Below are 15,644 nucleotides of genomic sequence, written 5' to 3' on the forward strand. Positions count from 1 at the left end.
CTGGCGTGAATGATGATCGCAGTCGCCGGCCACTCGCCCCATTCGCTGGCGGGCACGCCGCTGCGTGGTGTGAATGGAGCGCAGTCCGCACAGTTGTGCATTTCGTGGCGTTCGCAGTACTGCATCGTCCTCTTCCCGTGAGGTCCGGCAAACAGCCTACGTGTCTAGAGCTTGCCGCCAGGCCAATGCCCGGTGTGCCTGTCGTCATGAAGAGGTCGACCGGGAGGGCACTGACCGGGCGCGCCTCGCGTCAGCAGGGGCGAGCGGCTACCGCCCCAGGGACGGATCCGGTCCGAAGTCGGCAACCTGCATGGTGGCTGATGCTCCGGGCGGGCTGTTGAGCACCCCGCGGACGCGCACGGGGATGCCGGAGTCATGGCAGCGGACTGCTTCGTGGTAGTCGGCGTCGTGGAGGTCCATCCACACCGTGCGGCTGCGTCGCTGGATGAGGGCTTGGACGCCCACCCTGCCTGTCTCGTCACCAGGATGCCGGTTCAGGTGAGTGACCAGGCCGAAAAGCACGTTCTCGCGGCTGTAGACACTCGTTTTCAGCTGGTTTGACACTCGCTCCACGATGGCGATGGCATCGTGGTTGAACTCCACCTCGCGTGGTGTGCCGGGTGGAGCTGCAGCCACGCGGGACCAGTTGAAGGTGACGTCCAGGGTGTCTACCGCGTCGCTGTTCACGACCTTGGACAGGGCTTGGCACAGCTCGTACGAGACGCCCTCTCCGATGGAATCCGTGATTTCGCTGGGAGTAGGGACCCGCTCGGCACCGGCCATTTCCCCCAACACGCCCAGAGCACGTGACATGGTCGCGGTGACGCGTCGATCGAAGAGCGTCTCCTCGACCTCGACGTCGATCTGTTCCTGTCCCCGCTCGTACACGTCCAGCGGCGACCGAGCCTGGCTGATGATGGGCACGATGTAGGAGCCTTTGCGGGTCTGCCCGAGGCGGACATCGCGGGCCTGCTCCCGAGCACGGGTGGGGAAATTCCGAAAGTGTCCCTGGCGGCGGATGGTGGCTGCCGCCGATGCCACGCGGAGGCGCTTGGCGGACTGGAACAGCTCGAATCCGGCGTCCAGGGGAATTGATCCGTCGCGGATGGTGGGGTGGGAGGCCCTGAGGTCCGTGACGTCGTGGAACACGGACGCGATGGCGGCCTGCACTGTCCGTGTGTCCTCCGCGCTGACACGCGCCAAATCTTCGACGAGCATACGTGCGCGCTTGCCGAAGTCCGGTGCTCCTTGCTTCATAGGGACGAGCACGACTTCCTCGGTCGGTCCCGGCAGACGCCAGAGCTCGGCCACATCGCTGCCGGACACGGTGGACCAGCCTGTGACCTTGAGATAGCTCCGGATCTCGTCGGGCCCGAAGGGAAGCGTGTCAGTAGCCATGTCAGTGCACCCCCGCGCTGCCGGACAGGAGAATGCTGCGTGCCATGTCGAACATGCCGCGCATGGATTTCACGGAGAGTTGTTGCTCCTCCGGGAGACTGATCGCGGTCGTGGCACGACTGGCCACCGAGTCGCGGCCGTGCAAGCAGGCCCAATATCCGTGGCAGGCGAGCACGACGGAATCGGAGTGCTGGGTGACCCAGAGTTCGAGGTTGGGCGGAACCACCAAGAGCACCAAGTGCCCAGGCGCTGAGCGCTCCGTGCTGCGCAACTTGTCGTAGGTCTCGATATCCAGATCGAAGCTGTACCCGCCTCGGATGACCCGAGGGCTCTGGGTGCACTTGAGCTGGAAGTCGACCATCAAACCGCGATCCCGGAGCGTGACGTCCACACCGTCCTTGTCGACGTTCCACTCGCCCACGGTGTAACCGCCTTGGGAAGCGAGAGCGTGTACGTACGCGCGACTGATCTGTTCCTTCTGCCAGCTTGTCGCTTCGCCTGCCACGCGCCCTCCCCCTCGCCGCTTAATCGCGAGAATAGGCGCGGGCGAAGCATGTGGGAACAGGGCCTCGACGTCTGCATATTCGGCAGGAGGCGTCGACGCCTCCTTTGCGCCAGGCGTGTCGAGCAGGGCCACGGGTCCTCGTCCTTGAAGCCGTTCGTGGTCAATGGCATCGGCGTTTCGCTCTGGGCCGCATGGAGAGGTCAGGCGAACGCTTCCTGGCGGAAGGCGTTGCGGATGTCGGTCAGCGGCTGGCGATCGCGGGTGTAGTAGAGCTTGTTGGTCAGCAGTACTGCCCACCGGTCCTGGGTGGGGGAGACCCACATCCCGGTGCCGGTGAAGCCGTAATGGACCCAGACGTCCTCCTCGTCGGTGGTGTCGGCGGCAGGGTGCCAGAACAGGCCGCGCTCGGGCTGGAGCCCACCGGTCTGCACGGTGAGGGAGTGGGTGCACCACTCGGCGCCGAAGCCAGCCTCGACGGGGGCTGTGGTGTGGTCAAGCATGTAGCGCAGGAACACGGTCAGGTCCTTGAGGACGGTGAAGGTGCCGGCGATGCCGCAGACTCCGCCGAGGAGTCGGGCGGAGAAGTCGTGGGCGGTGCCCTTGAGGTGGGTGCCGGTGTCCTGGTCCAGTTCGGTGGGGGCGCATCGGTGCGCAATGTCGGCGGGCAGTGGACCGAAGCGGGTGGAGTCCATGCCCAGCGGGCGCCAGGTCCTCGTCTCGCAGAGCTGGTCGAGAGGTCGGCCGGACAGGTGTTCGGCAAGGTAGCCGAGGATGAGGGCGGCCCGGTCGGTGTACTCGACTGCTTCGCCGGGCGACCGGTTGAGGGCTTCGTGCAGGACCCCGCGGCGGATGCTGGCGGGGCCGGTGCCGTAGAGGTTCTTCAGCTGGGCCCGGAGGGGGAGGCCGGCGGTGTGGGCCAGGAGCTGGCGGGCGGTCACAGCACCGAGGGGGTGGCCGGTGACCTCGCCCCAGAAAGTACCTAGTGGGGCATCCAGGTCTAGGACGCTGTCCTCCCATAGGGCTCCGATGGAGGCCCACACTGCAAGGATCTTGGTGAGGCTGGCGGCGTCGAAGACGGTGTCCGGCCGCATCCTCACATCAGGTTCGTCGGGGTCCAGGACCCCGGTCGTGCCCGTTGCCCGGACTCCGCCGGAGTCGCCGACAGCCCACACTGCGCCCGGATAGACCTTGTCACGGACGCCTTCGCTCAGCAGATTCTCGATGCGCTCGATGCGGTACGGCATGGTCTCCCTCTTCGTGCGGGCATCCCAGCCGCCAGCGTAGTGACGTGGGCCGGGCGGGCCGGGCACCGGCGTGCCGGTGGTCGCGGGGGCATTGCCCGGCCCGGCTGGTTCTTAGACGAGATGGCGGCCGAGGTCGGACAGTTCTCGGGCGGTCTTCGATAGTGGGTACCGGGCAGCGTTGGCGAATCCGGCCTGCCTGAGGGCGGCAAGGAGGCCGGGTTCGGTTCGCAGACGGCCCAGGTCCTGGGTGAGCGTGGAGGGGTGCGTGAAGTCGGTGGCCATGCCGGAGCGGGCGAGGGATTCGCTGAGGCCGGGGACGGGCTGGTAAAGCACGGGAAGGCCGCAGGCTTGGGCTTCCAGGGCGACCAGGCCCATGGCCTCCAGGGTCGTGGAGGGCATGACGAGCACGTCATGCTCGGCGAACGCTGTCCACAGCCGGGAACGGCGCAGCCAGCCGAGATAGCGGGCCCTCACTCCGGCCCGTTTCAGCCGTGGGGCCAGCGCGCGGAACTCGGCGCTCGGGGCAGCGATCGACAGCTCGACGCCTTGGAGCGTGGCCACGCTCCGGATCAGGGCTTCGACGCCCTTCTCTGCGGTGAGCCGGCCCGCGTACAGCAGGCGGAGATGACTGTTGGACGTGTGGGCGGTGCAGGTGGGCGGGTGGACGAGTAGGCGGTCGGGGATGCCCCAGGGAATGTGGGTGATCTTGCGGCGGTCGGTCTGCGGGGCGAGCTTGAGGAGGTGGTCGGCCATGGCGCCAGTGGGGACGACGATGGCGTCGGCGGCTCGGGCGGTCGCCCGCAGGACCTGGAGCTGGTCGCGGTGGGCTTCGGCGAAGATCAGGTCGGTGCCGTGGACCAGGGCGATGCGGGGGTGCGCTGGCAGGGCCCTCATCAGGGCGGGGGTGGCGCCGAAGGCGAGGTGGTGCAGGTGGAGGACACCGATCTCAGAGGGCTTGAGCGCGGTCGTCAGGGCTCTGCGCAGGTGGGCGACGTACCGGTTGAAGGCCGACCCCTCCAGGCACTTGCCGCCAGCGCTGAGCAGGTCGAGGCCGTCCGGCGTCTGGGGACGGGACCCGGCCGGGGCGAGCATGAAGGCCCTCGCGGGGATGAAGGGCTTCTCGCCGGTGTAGAGGTCGAGGAAGAGTTCGACGCTGCCGCCGGGGCTTCCAACGGGCAGGTCAAGAAAAGTGGCTGCCAGCGGTCCGGCGGCCTCTCGGGGGTTCACAGGACTCCTCCATGGATCTCTTCGTAGAGGCGGGAGATGTCGATGCCGTCCGTCGCCGCGTACTTGGCGGGTTGCTGCTGGTAGCTGGCCGGGGCGCCGAAGGCGCTGAGGAACACGAGCTTGCCGAAGGTCATCCCTGGATAGACACGCACGGATCTGGCGGCGCGGATTTCCAAGGTCCAGCGGATGGCGTGGCCCTGGTGGCCGAGTGGGGCCGATACGTGAACCCAGATACCGAGGGCACCAGTGGTGCGGTCGCCGTTCAGTAACTGGGCGTACGCCTCCGAGCCGGTCCTCTCCAACGTGACGCCGAGGTAGAGCGTCCGTGGCTGTAATACCAGGCCGGTCGCGGGGATAGGTCGCTCCATGAAGGCGGTGGGAGTAGCGGCATCGAGGTCACCGTCGCAGATGCGGATCCTGTTGCCGAGCCGCCAGTCGTAGGCGTTCGGGGAGAGACGGGAGGGATCGTACGGATCGATGGTGATCTCGCCGGCCTGGACGGCGGCGGCGATGCCGGGTCCGGTGAGGATCACGAAGCCACCGCCCGAAGTTTTGTAACGTCGCGCCAGTAGGCCGACGGCTGAGGCCCGATGGCGGCCTGGTACTTACCCCGGTAGAGGTCGATGGGGCCGCTGGAGACGAAGAACATGACCTGTCCGATCTTCATGCCCGAGTACACCCGCAGCGGTCGAGTCGGAGTGAGCATGAGGGTCCACTGGCCGTGGAAGCCGATGTCACCGATGGGCGCGGTGATCTCGACGAACAGGCCGAGTCGGCCGACGGAGGAGCGGCCGAAGAGCAGGGGGACGAAGGTGTCTGAGCCGACCTCTTCGAGGGTGTGGCCGAGGTAGAGCTCGTCGGGTTGGAGGACGTGCCCGTCCGGGCCGATGGTGATCTCGCGGGTGGGATTGGGGCGGTGGGCGTCCAGTACCTCGTCGGTGTAGGTGATCAGGGTGGGACCGAGTCGGACGTTGTAGCTGTTGGGGTTGACCTGGTCGGCGGCGAAGGGGGTGATGCAGATCCGGCCGTCGTGGGCGGCTGTGGTGATCTCGGGACCGGTGAGGATCATCACTTGCCTCCGGCCGAGGGGTTGGGCGTAGTGAGGACGTGCTGGATGGCCTGGTCCAGGCGCAGGCTGGCTTCGTTCGTGCGTCCGCCGAGGTGGTTGTCGGCGATGTAGCTGGTGGTCAGGACGGTGGTGATGGCGTCCGGCAGGGGTTCGGGGGCAGTGACGAGGGGGCCGTCCTGAGCGGTCAGGCGTGCGAGTAGGCCGCAGGGGTCGCGGCGGTCAGGTTCCGGTACGTGGGCGTACACCAACTGGTTGGCGAACGGCTCGATGGAGAGTAGGTCGCCCATGGTGAGGGTGTCGCCGAGTGGTACGGAGCGCAGCGCGGTCTCGTTGAGGAGGACCACTTCTGCACCGAGTGCTGTGCGCAGGCGAGCGGTGAGGTCGAGGAGTACGCCGCGTCGGTCGAGGGACTGGCGGCGGAAGACCGTCCGTACCTGTCCCAGGACCTCGTACAACTGCTCCTCGACTTCGCCGATATGCGCTGTCACGTCTGCGAACTCAGCGGGAACGGGGCCCGGCGGGTGGTCCGGGAAGCGAGTGGTACCGGCACCCCAGCCCGCGCCCACGGAAGTGGCGATCGCATAACCGTCGGCGAGTTCGCGGCCCTTGACGACAAGGGTGTCTCCCACGCGTATGGGTCCGTACTGGTTGCTGTGGCAGTGCCCCGCGAAGATCACGTTGAGGAACGGGCAGACCGACGCAAGTTCGACGTCCTCCTCGAACCCGGAATGGCTGAGGAGGACCCAGCCGTCCACCTCGTGATGGTGGGCAAGCATCAGCTCATGCAGGGATTGAACGGGATCGGTGACGCGGTGGCCGGCTCGCTGAGCAAAGGGGATCGAGTGGAAAGCCTGCCGTCCGATCACGGCGGTTACACCGACGCGCCGACCACCGATATCGGCGATGCGCAGGCGCCGGAAGAGCGCGTTGCCGGTCTCTGCGTCGATGACGTTGGCGCAGACGGAGAGCTGGTGGATCTCGGGTTCGAAGTGGTGGGGCCAGCCGTGGTTGCCGGGGGCCAGCACGTCGTACAGCTTGAGCAGGATTTCACGCTCGATCGAGCCGTGAGCGAGGCGGTAGTAACCGGAGCCTTCGAAGAAGTCGCCGCAGTCCACGACGAGCGAGGTGGGGCGGAGGTGGTGGAGGTGAGTCAGGAAGGATGCGGCGTTGCCCAGCGTGGAGTGGACGTCGGTGGTGGCCACGATCTGGCGCAGGGAGCGGATATCGGTCATGGGGTGACCTCGCAGATGTCGGCGCCCAGGGTGTGGAGCTTGCCGGGTAGGTCGGCGTGGCCGCGGCGGAGCTGGTCGAGACCGCCAAGGGTGGTGACGCCCTGGGCGGTGAGGCCGGCGACCATGAGGGCGGATCCGGTTCGGATGTCGGTGGCCTCCACGCCCGTCCCGGTCAGCCGTTGAGGACCGGTAAGGCGGCACGCGGTGGAGGAGATCTCCTCGATGAACGCCCCGAGGCGGGCCAACTGCGGCAGAAGATTGCCATGGCGGCCCGGGTTGATGGCGTCGGCGAACAGGTGGGTACCGGGCAGGCCGAGGGCCAGTGCCATGAGTGGTGGTTCGAAGTCGGCGTCCAAGCCGCCCGGGCTGAGTGAGGCGGTGGCCCGTAAGGGGTGGCTGGCCAAGCGGCCGTCCTGGGCGTTCACGGTGAGAGTGTCCGCCTCGCTGACGGCGGAGATTCCCAGTCGGTGCAGGGCGGCTACGAGGGGGGCCAGGTCGTCAGCTCGCGCGCCTCGGATGCGCGCGCTTCCGCCGGTGGCGGCGACTGCGCAGGCGAGTGTCCCTGCCTCCACCTTGTCTCCCGGTACCACCCATGCGGCGTCGCTCGGTGCCGAGGGCGGCGGCGAGAGGGTGAGCAGGCGTTCGCTGGCCCGGGTTTCCCAGCCCGCCGCCCGCAGGGCCTCCAGCACATACAGCACTTCCGGCGAGAGATTGGGCTCGCCCAGCCGCAGAGGTCGGCCGGTAGTGACGGCCCGGAGCAGGGCGGCCACCGTCGCCCCGCGCGAGCGGAACGGCAGCATCAGGGACACGGTGCCGTTGCGGCGTCTGGCGGCCTCGACGCGATATCCGGAATCATCCAAGACACTCCGGTCGCCGAACGCCTCGTACACCTTGAAGTGCAGATCCATCCCGCGTGCGCCGATCCGGCAGCCTCCCGGCCACGGCAGCCGTGCCTCTCCGTGCCGGGCGAGCAGGGCCGGCACCAGGTAGTACGAGGCGCGGATACGCGCGGCCTGGGGCAGGTGGGGGCGCACGGGCTGGATTTCAGTCGGCAGAATCACCGCCGCGGTCGGCTTCCCGACCGGCTGCGCAACGTGCCAGCCCGACTCTTGGAGCAGCGCGAGCATGGTCTGAACGTCCGTGTTGGCAGGGATGTTGCTCAGCCTCACCGGACGGCCGAGGGCAGCCGCGGCGGCCACCAGCGGGAGCGCTGCATTCTTGGAGCCGTCGACGGTCACGACGCCATTGAGCGGCGGGCCCGGACGTACGGCGATCACCTCGGCGGCCACGCCGGGGATGCGAGTGGTCGTCATCAGCGACTCCTCTGCGAAACAAGGGGGGACACGATCGGCTGGTCTGTGTTGGCTGGCAGTGAGATCTCGGCCCAGCAGCACTTCCCGACCGCCGTCGGCTCGACGCCGTATCGATCCGCGAGCGCGGCCACGAGGAACAGACCTCGGCCGCTCTCGCTACACGGATCCGGGAGACCCGGCCGGGGCAGCTCCGAGCAGTCGTCGCAGACTTCGATCCGCAGTGACTGCTCGTCGAGACGGACGGAGAGGGAGACCGGGCCGGCTTCGGCATGCCGAACCGCATTGGTGACGAACTCACTGATCACTAGCTCGGCGGTGTGCACCACCTCGTCGTCCAGCACCGTGTCCCAACCCTCTATCGCGTCCACGGCCCGGTGCCGGGCGGCGGTGACCGCGGTCGGTGTGGCGGATACGGAGAGTGCGAACTGGTGCGCTTTCACGAGCTGCCTCCAGGGTCGGTGCGGCTGCTCCAGGCAACCGCTCCGGAGGCAAGCAGGACCATGCCGTGTGCCGGGGCCGCATCGCTTATGCAGGAGCTGCATCGCGGCCAATCGATGCTCGGTTACGCTCGGTTGAGCAGGCAGGATCGGCGACGGCAGAAGGGGCCGTGGCACAGATGGCCGACGCACAGAGTGAAGCCGGACGGATCGGCGAAGTCATCCGTCGGGCACGCGTATTACAGCGGCGCTCGCAGAAGGACGTTGCCACCGCACTGGGCTACCACCAGTCGAAGGTGAGCCGCCTGGAGAACGGCAGGGGCACGGAGGACGTGCGTGTGCTGCGCGAGATCGCGAAGGTACTGGACATCCCACCGCAACGCCTCGGCCTCGCCGCCGCCCCCGACGCCAGCCCCAGCGACCCCGGAACCGAGGACATGCACCGCCGCACCTTCCTTGCCGCGAGCGTCGCCGCGCTCGCGGCAACGCCGACGCCAACCGTGGCGCACCACGACCTGATCCAGGTCCTGCTGCCGGGACCGAGCCCCGCCGCCACCGATGACTCCTCCGGTATCGACGAGCTGCGGGAGCGAGCGCGGACCGTGCGCCGGCTGTTCTGCACGTGCGACTACGCGAAACTGGAGCAGGCACTGCCGAGCCTGATCGCCGATCTGCGCCAGGTCGCCGACGGCTCCTCCGGTTCCGCGGAGGCGTCCGGGTTGCTCGCGACCGCCTACCAGACGTCGGTGAGCCTGTTGTTGAAGCGAGCCGACCAGGGCAACGCCTGGCTCGCGGCCGGCCGGGCCATGGCCGAGGCGGAAAGGTCCGGGGACCCTGTCGTCCTCGCCGCCAGCGTCCGCGTTCACGCTCACGTGCTCGTACGAGAGAAGCACACAGCCCAAGCCGTGAACGTGGTGCACCACACCGTCGACCAGCTCAGCGGCTCCTACGACCAACGCTCGCCCCGTCACCTGGCAGCGGTCGGCCTGCTGCTGCTCCGCGGAGCTACCGCCGCCAGCAGAAACGGCGACCGAGACACCACCCAGGACTTCCTCACCGAGGCCAAAGAGGTGGCCCGCTACGTCGCATTCGACAGGCCGGACGCCTGGGCGAACTTCAGCCCGACCAACGTAGACCTGCACGAGATCAGCGCGGCTGTTTCCTTCGGCGACGCCGGAATCGCCCTCCAAACAGCGCGACCCCTCATGCGGCGGCACATCCCCGTCCCCGAGCGACGGGCCGCGCTCTGGGTGGAGGCCGCTCGGGCCTACAGTCAGCAGGGCAGACTCGCCGACGGCTACCAGGCCCTGCGCATCGCCGAGACTTGCGCGGCACAGGACGTCCGCCGCCCGGCCGTACGCGAACTGGTCGCCGACATGGCAGCCCGTGACCGTCGCCGGGCGCTGCCCGAGCTCCACCACTTCAGCCGCCAACTGGGAGTGCCCGCGTGAGTGACCAGCACGACAAGCCGTTCCTCCAGATCGTGGTCTGCTCGGCCGGGGTCGCTGCTGACGTCGGCCGGCTGATCACGGCAGCACAGGAACGGCACTGGGACGTCGGTGTCGTTGCCACCCCGCAGGGGCTCGGCTTCCTGGACGCGGAGGCGGTCGGGGCCCAGACCGGCCGTCCCGTCCGCTCGGCCTGGCGGTCGCCGGGGGAGCCGCGCCCGAGTCGACCCGCAGACGCGATCGCGGTCGCCCCGGCCACCTTCAACACGGTCAACAAGTGGGCCGCCGGGATCTCCGACAATCTCGCCCTGGGCATCCTGTGCGAGGCGCCCGCCATGGGCGTCCCGGTCGCCGTGCTGCCGTACCTGAACTCCGCCCAGGCCGCCCATCCCGCATACCGCCGGAGTCTGGCGGTGCTGCGCGAGATGGGTGTCCTGATCGGCTCCTACGAGCCTCACCGACCGAAGGCTGGCGGCGGGGCCGACCGCTACCGCTGGGAGGAAGTACTGGAGCTGCTGGCCCCCAGAGTGCCGGACAGGCCATGATCAATCCGCCCGCCCCTCACGAAACCCCAGCTCAGGGCCACACCAGGCAGTACGGCTGATGCCCCGCCTCGTGCAGCCGGTGGCTGAAGTCCTGCCACTCGTGCAGCAGCTGGTAGACGTTGAACGCGTCCCGCGGGCCGCCCCGGTCCGGGACCGTCGACCAGATGAAGGCCGCCGCGCCGACCGCCTCCTCGCCGATGCCGCGCAGGGGGTCGACGACGGTCATCGGGAGCTTCACGACCGCGTAGTCGGGGTGCAGGACGACCAGTTCCAGCGGGGGCACCTTGTGCAGGGGGACGCCCTCGATGCCGGTGAGGACCATGGCGGCCATGGTCTCCGGCTTGATCTTGGTGAACATGCCGTTCATCCCGAGCTCGTCGCCGCCCAGTTCCTCGGGGCGCATCGAGATCGGGACGCGGGCCGCGGTCGCGCCGTCGGGCGCGCCGAAGTACTTGTAGGTCACCCCCACCCGACCACCATTCCTGCTCCCCGCCCCCAGCCGGTCGGCCCGCCCGTCGAGCCGGTCGGGCTCGCCCTGGTTGCCGTGTGTCTGACGTGCTTCGGACGCTTCCTCCGCCTCGCGTCGGTGCCTTCCCCGCCGGGCACGTCGAGGACCCAGGTCGTCGGTCCCCTCGCCCAGTCCGCCACCGCGATGCATATCTCCACCCGACTGCTTTTCTAGGACGCGTGGCCCCCGCCGCGCAACCCGATCATCGTGTCAGTGACCTCCCCCACGGCCGCTCGCCGAAACGTGCGGTGAAACATATGTACGTCATATGTCCGTCGTGCGTTCGCGGGACGGTCGTCGGCCGCGCCCGCGTCCTTCCGGTGAGCTGCGTGGATGGGTTCCAGTCTGGCAGACGGCACGGCGTTCGGGGCGGTTGTCTACCCTTGACCGAGTCACCCTGGGCAACCAGCGGCCGAGCGGGACCCGCGCAGGGTCCGATACGTCGGAGAAGGTCGAGAAGGTCGGAGAAGTCGCAGGTCATGAGCGAACTGGCATATCCATACGAAGCACCGGCCTCGCAGGCTCTGTTCGACCGCGCGGCGGCCGTCACGCCCGGCGGTGTGAACTCCCCGGTGCGCGCCTTCGGCGCCGTCGGCGGCACGCCCCGGTTCATGGTGTCCGGCTCCGGGCCGTACCTGACCGACGCCGACGGGCGCGAGTACGTCGACCTCGTCTGCTCCTGGGGGCCGATGATCCTCGGGCACGCGCACCCCGAGGTGATCGCCGCCGTGCAGGAGGCGGTCGCCCGCGGGACGTCCTTCGGCACGCCCGCCGAGGGCGAGGTCGCGCTCGCCGAGGCGATGGTCGAGCGCGTCGCGCCGCTGGAGGAGGTGCGGCTGGTGTCGAGCGGGACCGAGGCGACCATGTCCGCCATCCGGCTCGCCCGCGGATTCACCCGCCGCACCAAGGTGATCAAGTTCGCCGGGTGCTACCACGGCCACGTCGACTCGCTGCTCGCCGCGGCCGGCTCCGGCGTCGCCACCTTCGCGCTGCCCGACACGCCGGGCGTCACCGGCGCCCAGGCGAGCGACACGATCGTGCTGCCGTACAACGACCTGGAGGCCGTGCACGCGGCCTTCGCCGCCCACCTGGGCGAGATCGCCTGCGTGATCACGGAGGCGTCGCCCGGCAACATGGGCGTCGTTCCGCCGCTGCCCGGGTTCAACCAGGGGCTCAAGGACGCCTGCGCGGCCAACGGCGCGCTGTTCGTGTCCGACGAGGTCATGACCGGGTTCCGGACCAGCCGCGCCGGGTGGTACGGGGTGGAGGGGGTCGTGCCCGACCTCATGACCTTCGGGAAGGTGATGGGGGGCGGGTTCCCCGCCGCCGCGTTCGGCGGACGGGCCGACGTCATGGCGCACCTCGCGCCGGCCGGGCCCGTCTACCAGGCCGGCACCCTCTCCGGGAACCCGGTCGCCACCGCCGCCGGGCTCGCCCAGCTGCGGCTCCTCGACGACGCCGCGTACGAGAAGGTCAACGCCGTGTCCGCGCGGATCCAGGGGCTCGTGACCGAGGCGCTCACCAAGGAGGGCGTCGCGCACACGGTGCAGACCGCCTCCAACATGTTCTCCGTGTTCTTCACCGACCGGCCGGTCCACCGCTACGAGGACGCCAAGGCGCAGGACTCCTTCCGGTTCACCGCCTTCTTCCACTCCCTCCTCTCGAACGGCGTCTACCTGCCGCCGTCCTCCTTCGAGTCCTGGTTCGTGTCCACCGCCCACGACGACCGGGCCGTCGACCGCATCGCCGACGCCCTCCCGGCGGCGGCCCGAGCTGCCGCGGAGGCCACGGCATGAGCAACGGCGACCAGGAACGCGACGAAGAGCTGACCGTCGTCCACGTCGTGCGGCACGGCGAGGTCGAGAACCCCACCGGCGTCCTGTACGGGCGGCTGCCCGGCTACCACCTCTCCGAGCTGGGCCGGCGCATGGCCGAGCGGGTCGCCGAGCACCTCGGGCCCCGCGACGTGACGTACGTCGTGGCCTCCCCGCTGGAGCGGGCGCAGGAGACCGCGACGCCGATCGCCAAGGCGCACGGGCTCGACCTCGGCACCGACGCCCGCCTCATCGAGGCCGACAACGTCTTCCAGGGCAAGACCTTCGGCATCGGGGACGGCGCACTGCGGCGGCCCGCCAACTGGAAGCACGTGGTCAATCCGTTCAAGCCGTCCTGGGGCGAGCCGTACGTCGACCAGGTCGTGCGGATGAAGGGCGCGATCGACGCCGCACGGGACCGGGCGCGCGGCCACGAGGCCGTGGTCGTCAGCCACCAGCTGCCGATCTGGATCCTGCGGTCCTACGTCGAGCGGCGGCGCCTGTGGCACGACCCGCGCAAGCGGCAGTGCACGCTGGCGTCCCTGACGACGTTCACGTACCGCGGCGACAAGATCGTCTCCGTCGGCTACACCGAGCCCGCCCGCGACCTCGTCCCGGCCCACCTCCTCGCGGGGGCCAAGCCGGTGAAGGGGCAGGGGAAGGCGTACGGGGCCTGACGGTCGCCCCGGCCCCGGCCCCGGCCCCCGGGGCCCTGCCCCTTTCTGTGGGTCCGCTGTTACCCAACCCGCACAAATTTCCGGAACCCGCTCGTTCGTCGCGTCCTCTCACCTAGTGACCACAAGGACGCGACGAACGAGGTTGCGATGCGCACTACCAACCGCACTCTCACCCGCAGGGGGATGCTCGGACTCGGCGCGGGGGCCGCGGCGGCGGTCGGACTCGCGGGCTGCGGCACCGGCTCCCACTCCTCGTCGGAGGGCTCGCACCAGGCCGGCGGCTCCGGCGACTCCGGGAAGCCGTCGCCCTCCGGCAGCAGCAAGGCCCCGGCGAAGCCCATCGGCGACGGCTCCACGTCGTACACCGGCAAGCAGCCGCACCAGCCGGACGCACCCGTGCCGCTGGAACCCGGCCAGACGCCGCCGCAGTTCGTCGTCTTCTCCTGGGACGGGGCCGGCGAGGTCGGCAACGGGCTCTTCCCGCGCTTCCTGGACCTCGCCCAGGAGCACGGCGCGCACATGACGTTCTTCCTCTCGGGCCTGTACCTGCTGCCCGAGTCGAAGAAGCGCCTCTACGACCCGCCGAACAACCCGCGCGGCGCCTCCGACATCGGCTACCTCACCGACGAGCACATCAAGGCGACCCTGAAGAACGTGCACCGGGCCTGGCTGGACGGGCACGAGATCGGCACCCACTTCAACGGCCACTTCTGCGGGGGCGGCGGCAGCGTCGGCAACTGGACGTCCGCGCAGTGGCGCAGCGAGATCGACCAGGCGAAGTCCTTCGTCAAGGAGTGGCGGACCAACAGCGGCTGGACCGACCTGCCGTCCCTGCCCTTCGACTACGACAAGGAACTCGTCGGCGGCCGTACGCCCTGTCTGCTCGGCCAGGACAAACTGCTGCCCACCGCCCGCGAACTGGGCTGGCGCTACGACGCCTCCTCGCCCGGCGGCCGCCAGGTGTGGCCGGTGAAGAAGGACGGGATCTGGGACCTGCCGCTCCAGCAGATACCGTTCCCCGGGCACTCCTTCGAGGTCCTCTCGATGGACTACAACATCCTCGCCAACCAGTCGGTCAACTCGACCAAGGCCCCGGCCCACAACTACCCGGGCTGGCGCGAACAGGCCACGAACTCGTACATATCCGGCTTCAAGCGCGCGTACGAGACGAACCGGGCGCCCTTCTTCATAGGCAACCACTTCGAGGAGTGGAACGGCGGCATCTACATGGACGCCGTGGAGAACGTCCTCAAGCACATCGCCCGGGAGAAGGAGAAGGGCGAGGACATCCGGCTCGTCTCCTTCCGGCAGTTCACCGACTGGCTGGACGTGCAGAAGCCGGAGGTGCTCGCCAAGCTGCGGACCGTCGAGGTGGGACAGCGGCCGGCCGGCGGCTGGAACGCCTTCCTCAAGGACACCTCCGCCGCGAGCTCGACACCCACCGGGAACGCCGCCTGAAATGCGGGTTTCCGCCCGCGAGGGGGGTGCGCAAGATCCTCGGAACGGACATGCGAAACTTTTCACATGAGTGCCGCCAGCCGCGCCCCCCTGCGCTCGAACCGCTCGACCCGCACCGCCGCCCGCACGTCCGACCGCGGCCGGACCCGCGCCCGTAGCCGGGCCGTCCTCGCCGTCGGCGCAGCCGCCGCGGCGCTGCTCGTGTCCGCGTGCAGCTCCGGCGGCACCTCGGGCGGCGGCGGCCAGACGGGCTTCATCACCGGCTCGGACGGCATCGCCACCGCGAAGGAGGGCGAGCGCGCCGACGCTCCCGAGCTGTCCGGCGAGACCGTCGACGGCGGCCAGGTCGACGTCGCCGACTACAAGGGCAAGGTCGTCGTCCTCAACGTCTGGGGCTCCTGGTGCCCGCCCTGCCGGGCCGAGGCCAAGAACTTCCAGAAGGTGTACCAGGACGTCAAGGACCAGGGCGTCCAGTTCGTCGGCATCAACACCCGCGACACCTCCACCGGCCCGGCCCGCGCCTTCGAGAAGGACTACGGGATCACCTACCCGAGCCTGTACGACCCGAGCGGCAAGCTGCTGCTCCGCTTCGAGAAGGGCACCCTCAACCCGCAGGCCGTGCCCTCCACGCTGATCATCGACCGGGAGGGCAAGGTCGCCGCGCGCACCCTCCAGGCGCTCAGCGAGGAGAAGCTGCGCAAGATGCTCGACCCGTACCTCGACGGCGGGTCCGACGGGTCCGCCGACTCCGCCAAGCCGGAGAAGTGAC

The 15,644-nt window shown here is 69.2% G+C and carries 16 protein-coding genes; 6 read left to right on the forward strand and 10 right to left on the reverse strand.

The window, feature by feature from the left end; translation table 11 throughout:
- Positions 1-267 precede the first annotated feature (267 nt).
- From Sco07f_RS35850 to Sco07f_RS35890, 9 genes are all read right to left on the reverse strand, one after another.
- Positions 268-1,398: a hypothetical protein gene (locus Sco07f_RS35850; protein WP_108990334.1), complete on the reverse strand. Its 1,131-nt coding sequence runs from the start codon at positions 1,396-1,398 to the stop codon at positions 268-270.
- Position 1,399: 1 nt separating this feature from the next.
- A complete protein-coding gene (locus Sco07f_RS35855; RefSeq protein ID WP_244942224.1) occupies positions 1,400-2,035 on the reverse strand; it encodes a DUF4365 domain-containing protein in 636 nt (211 codons plus the stop codon).
- A gap of 68 nt (positions 2,036-2,103) precedes the next feature.
- A complete protein-coding gene (locus Sco07f_RS35860; RefSeq protein WP_108990336.1) occupies positions 2,104-3,147 on the reverse strand; it encodes a serine hydrolase domain-containing protein in 1,044 nt (347 codons plus the stop codon).
- Positions 3,148-3,258: 111 nt separating this feature from the next.
- Complete coding sequence (locus tag Sco07f_RS35865) at positions 3,259-4,374, reverse strand: glycosyltransferase family 4 protein (protein WP_108990337.1); 1,116 nt, start codon at positions 4,372-4,374, stop codon at positions 3,259-3,261.
- Positions 4,371-4,907 carry a dCTP deaminase gene (locus tag Sco07f_RS35870; protein ID WP_108990338.1) on the reverse strand — a complete coding sequence of 179 codons (537 nt, stop codon included), beginning with the start codon at positions 4,905-4,907 and terminating at the stop codon, positions 4,371-4,373. Before Sco07f_RS35870 ends, Sco07f_RS35865 begins: the two co-directional genes overlap by 4 nt.
- Positions 4,904-5,443 (reverse strand): dCTP deaminase, encoded by a 540-nt coding sequence (gene dcd / locus Sco07f_RS35875; RefSeq protein WP_108990339.1) that lies wholly within the window; start codon positions 5,441-5,443, stop codon positions 4,904-4,906. Before dcd ends, Sco07f_RS35870 begins: the two co-directional genes overlap by 4 nt.
- On the reverse strand, positions 5,443-6,675 hold the full coding sequence (locus Sco07f_RS35880) for a bifunctional UDP-sugar hydrolase/5'-nucleotidase (protein WP_108990340.1): 1,233 nt from the start codon (positions 6,673-6,675) through the stop codon (positions 5,443-5,445). Before Sco07f_RS35880 ends, dcd begins: the two co-directional genes overlap by 1 nt.
- Positions 6,672-7,988, reverse strand: a complete 1,317-nt coding sequence (locus tag Sco07f_RS35885) for a carboxyvinyltransferase (protein ID WP_174855468.1) — start codon at positions 7,986-7,988, stop codon at positions 6,672-6,674. Before Sco07f_RS35885 ends, Sco07f_RS35880 begins: the two co-directional genes overlap by 4 nt.
- Entirely contained in the window at positions 7,988-8,428 is a 441-nt protein-coding gene (locus Sco07f_RS35890) for an ATP-binding protein (RefSeq protein ID WP_108990341.1), read from the reverse strand. Before Sco07f_RS35890 ends, Sco07f_RS35885 begins: the two co-directional genes overlap by 1 nt.
- Positions 8,429-8,604: 176 nt before the next feature.
- On the opposite strand from Sco07f_RS35890, the gene Sco07f_RS35895 reads away from it, so the two are divergent.
- Together Sco07f_RS35895 and Sco07f_RS35900 are read left to right on the forward strand one after the other, a co-directional pair.
- On the forward strand, positions 8,605-9,876 hold the full coding sequence (locus Sco07f_RS35895) for a helix-turn-helix domain-containing protein (protein WP_174855469.1): 1,272 nt from the start codon (positions 8,605-8,607) through the stop codon (positions 9,874-9,876).
- Positions 9,873-10,418, forward strand: coding sequence for a flavoprotein (locus Sco07f_RS35900; protein ID WP_108990342.1), 546 nt, complete (start codon positions 9,873-9,875; stop codon positions 10,416-10,418). The genes Sco07f_RS35895 and Sco07f_RS35900 overlap by 4 nt, the downstream gene beginning before the upstream one ends.
- 31 nt (positions 10,419-10,449) lie before the next feature.
- Here the strand turns inward: Sco07f_RS35900 and Sco07f_RS35905 are convergent, their stop codons facing one another.
- Entirely contained in the window at positions 10,450-10,887 is a 438-nt protein-coding gene (locus Sco07f_RS35905) for a hypothetical protein (RefSeq protein ID WP_003974483.1), read from the reverse strand.
- Positions 10,888-11,405: 518 nt separating this feature from the next.
- Here Sco07f_RS35905 and hemL point away from each other — a divergent pair.
- From hemL to Sco07f_RS35930, 4 genes are all read left to right on the forward strand, one after another.
- Positions 11,406-12,722 carry a glutamate-1-semialdehyde 2,1-aminomutase gene (gene hemL, locus Sco07f_RS35915; protein WP_108990344.1) on the forward strand — a complete coding sequence of 439 codons (1,317 nt, stop codon included), beginning with the start codon at positions 11,406-11,408 and terminating at the stop codon, positions 12,720-12,722.
- The gene (locus Sco07f_RS35920; RefSeq protein WP_108990345.1) at positions 12,719-13,417 is read left to right on the forward strand and encodes a histidine phosphatase family protein; all 699 of its coding nucleotides are present in this window, start codon (positions 12,719-12,721) and stop codon (positions 13,415-13,417) included. Before hemL ends, Sco07f_RS35920 begins: the two co-directional genes overlap by 4 nt.
- 147 nt (positions 13,418-13,564) lie before the next feature.
- Complete coding sequence (locus tag Sco07f_RS35925; protein ID WP_087789956.1) at positions 13,565-14,875, forward strand: polysaccharide deacetylase family protein; 1,311 nt, start codon at positions 13,565-13,567, stop codon at positions 14,873-14,875.
- Between the two features lie 66 nt (positions 14,876-14,941).
- Complete coding sequence (locus Sco07f_RS35930; RefSeq protein WP_007387548.1) at positions 14,942-15,643, forward strand: TlpA family protein disulfide reductase; 702 nt, start codon at positions 14,942-14,944, stop codon at positions 15,641-15,643.
- The last annotated feature ends 1 nt before the right edge of the window (position 15,644 follow it).

The sequence above is a fragment of the Streptomyces coelicoflavus genome, assembly GCF_003112555.1.
GTDB classification, from domain to species: Bacteria; Actinomycetota; Actinomycetes; order Streptomycetales; family Streptomycetaceae; genus Streptomyces; species Streptomyces coelicoflavus.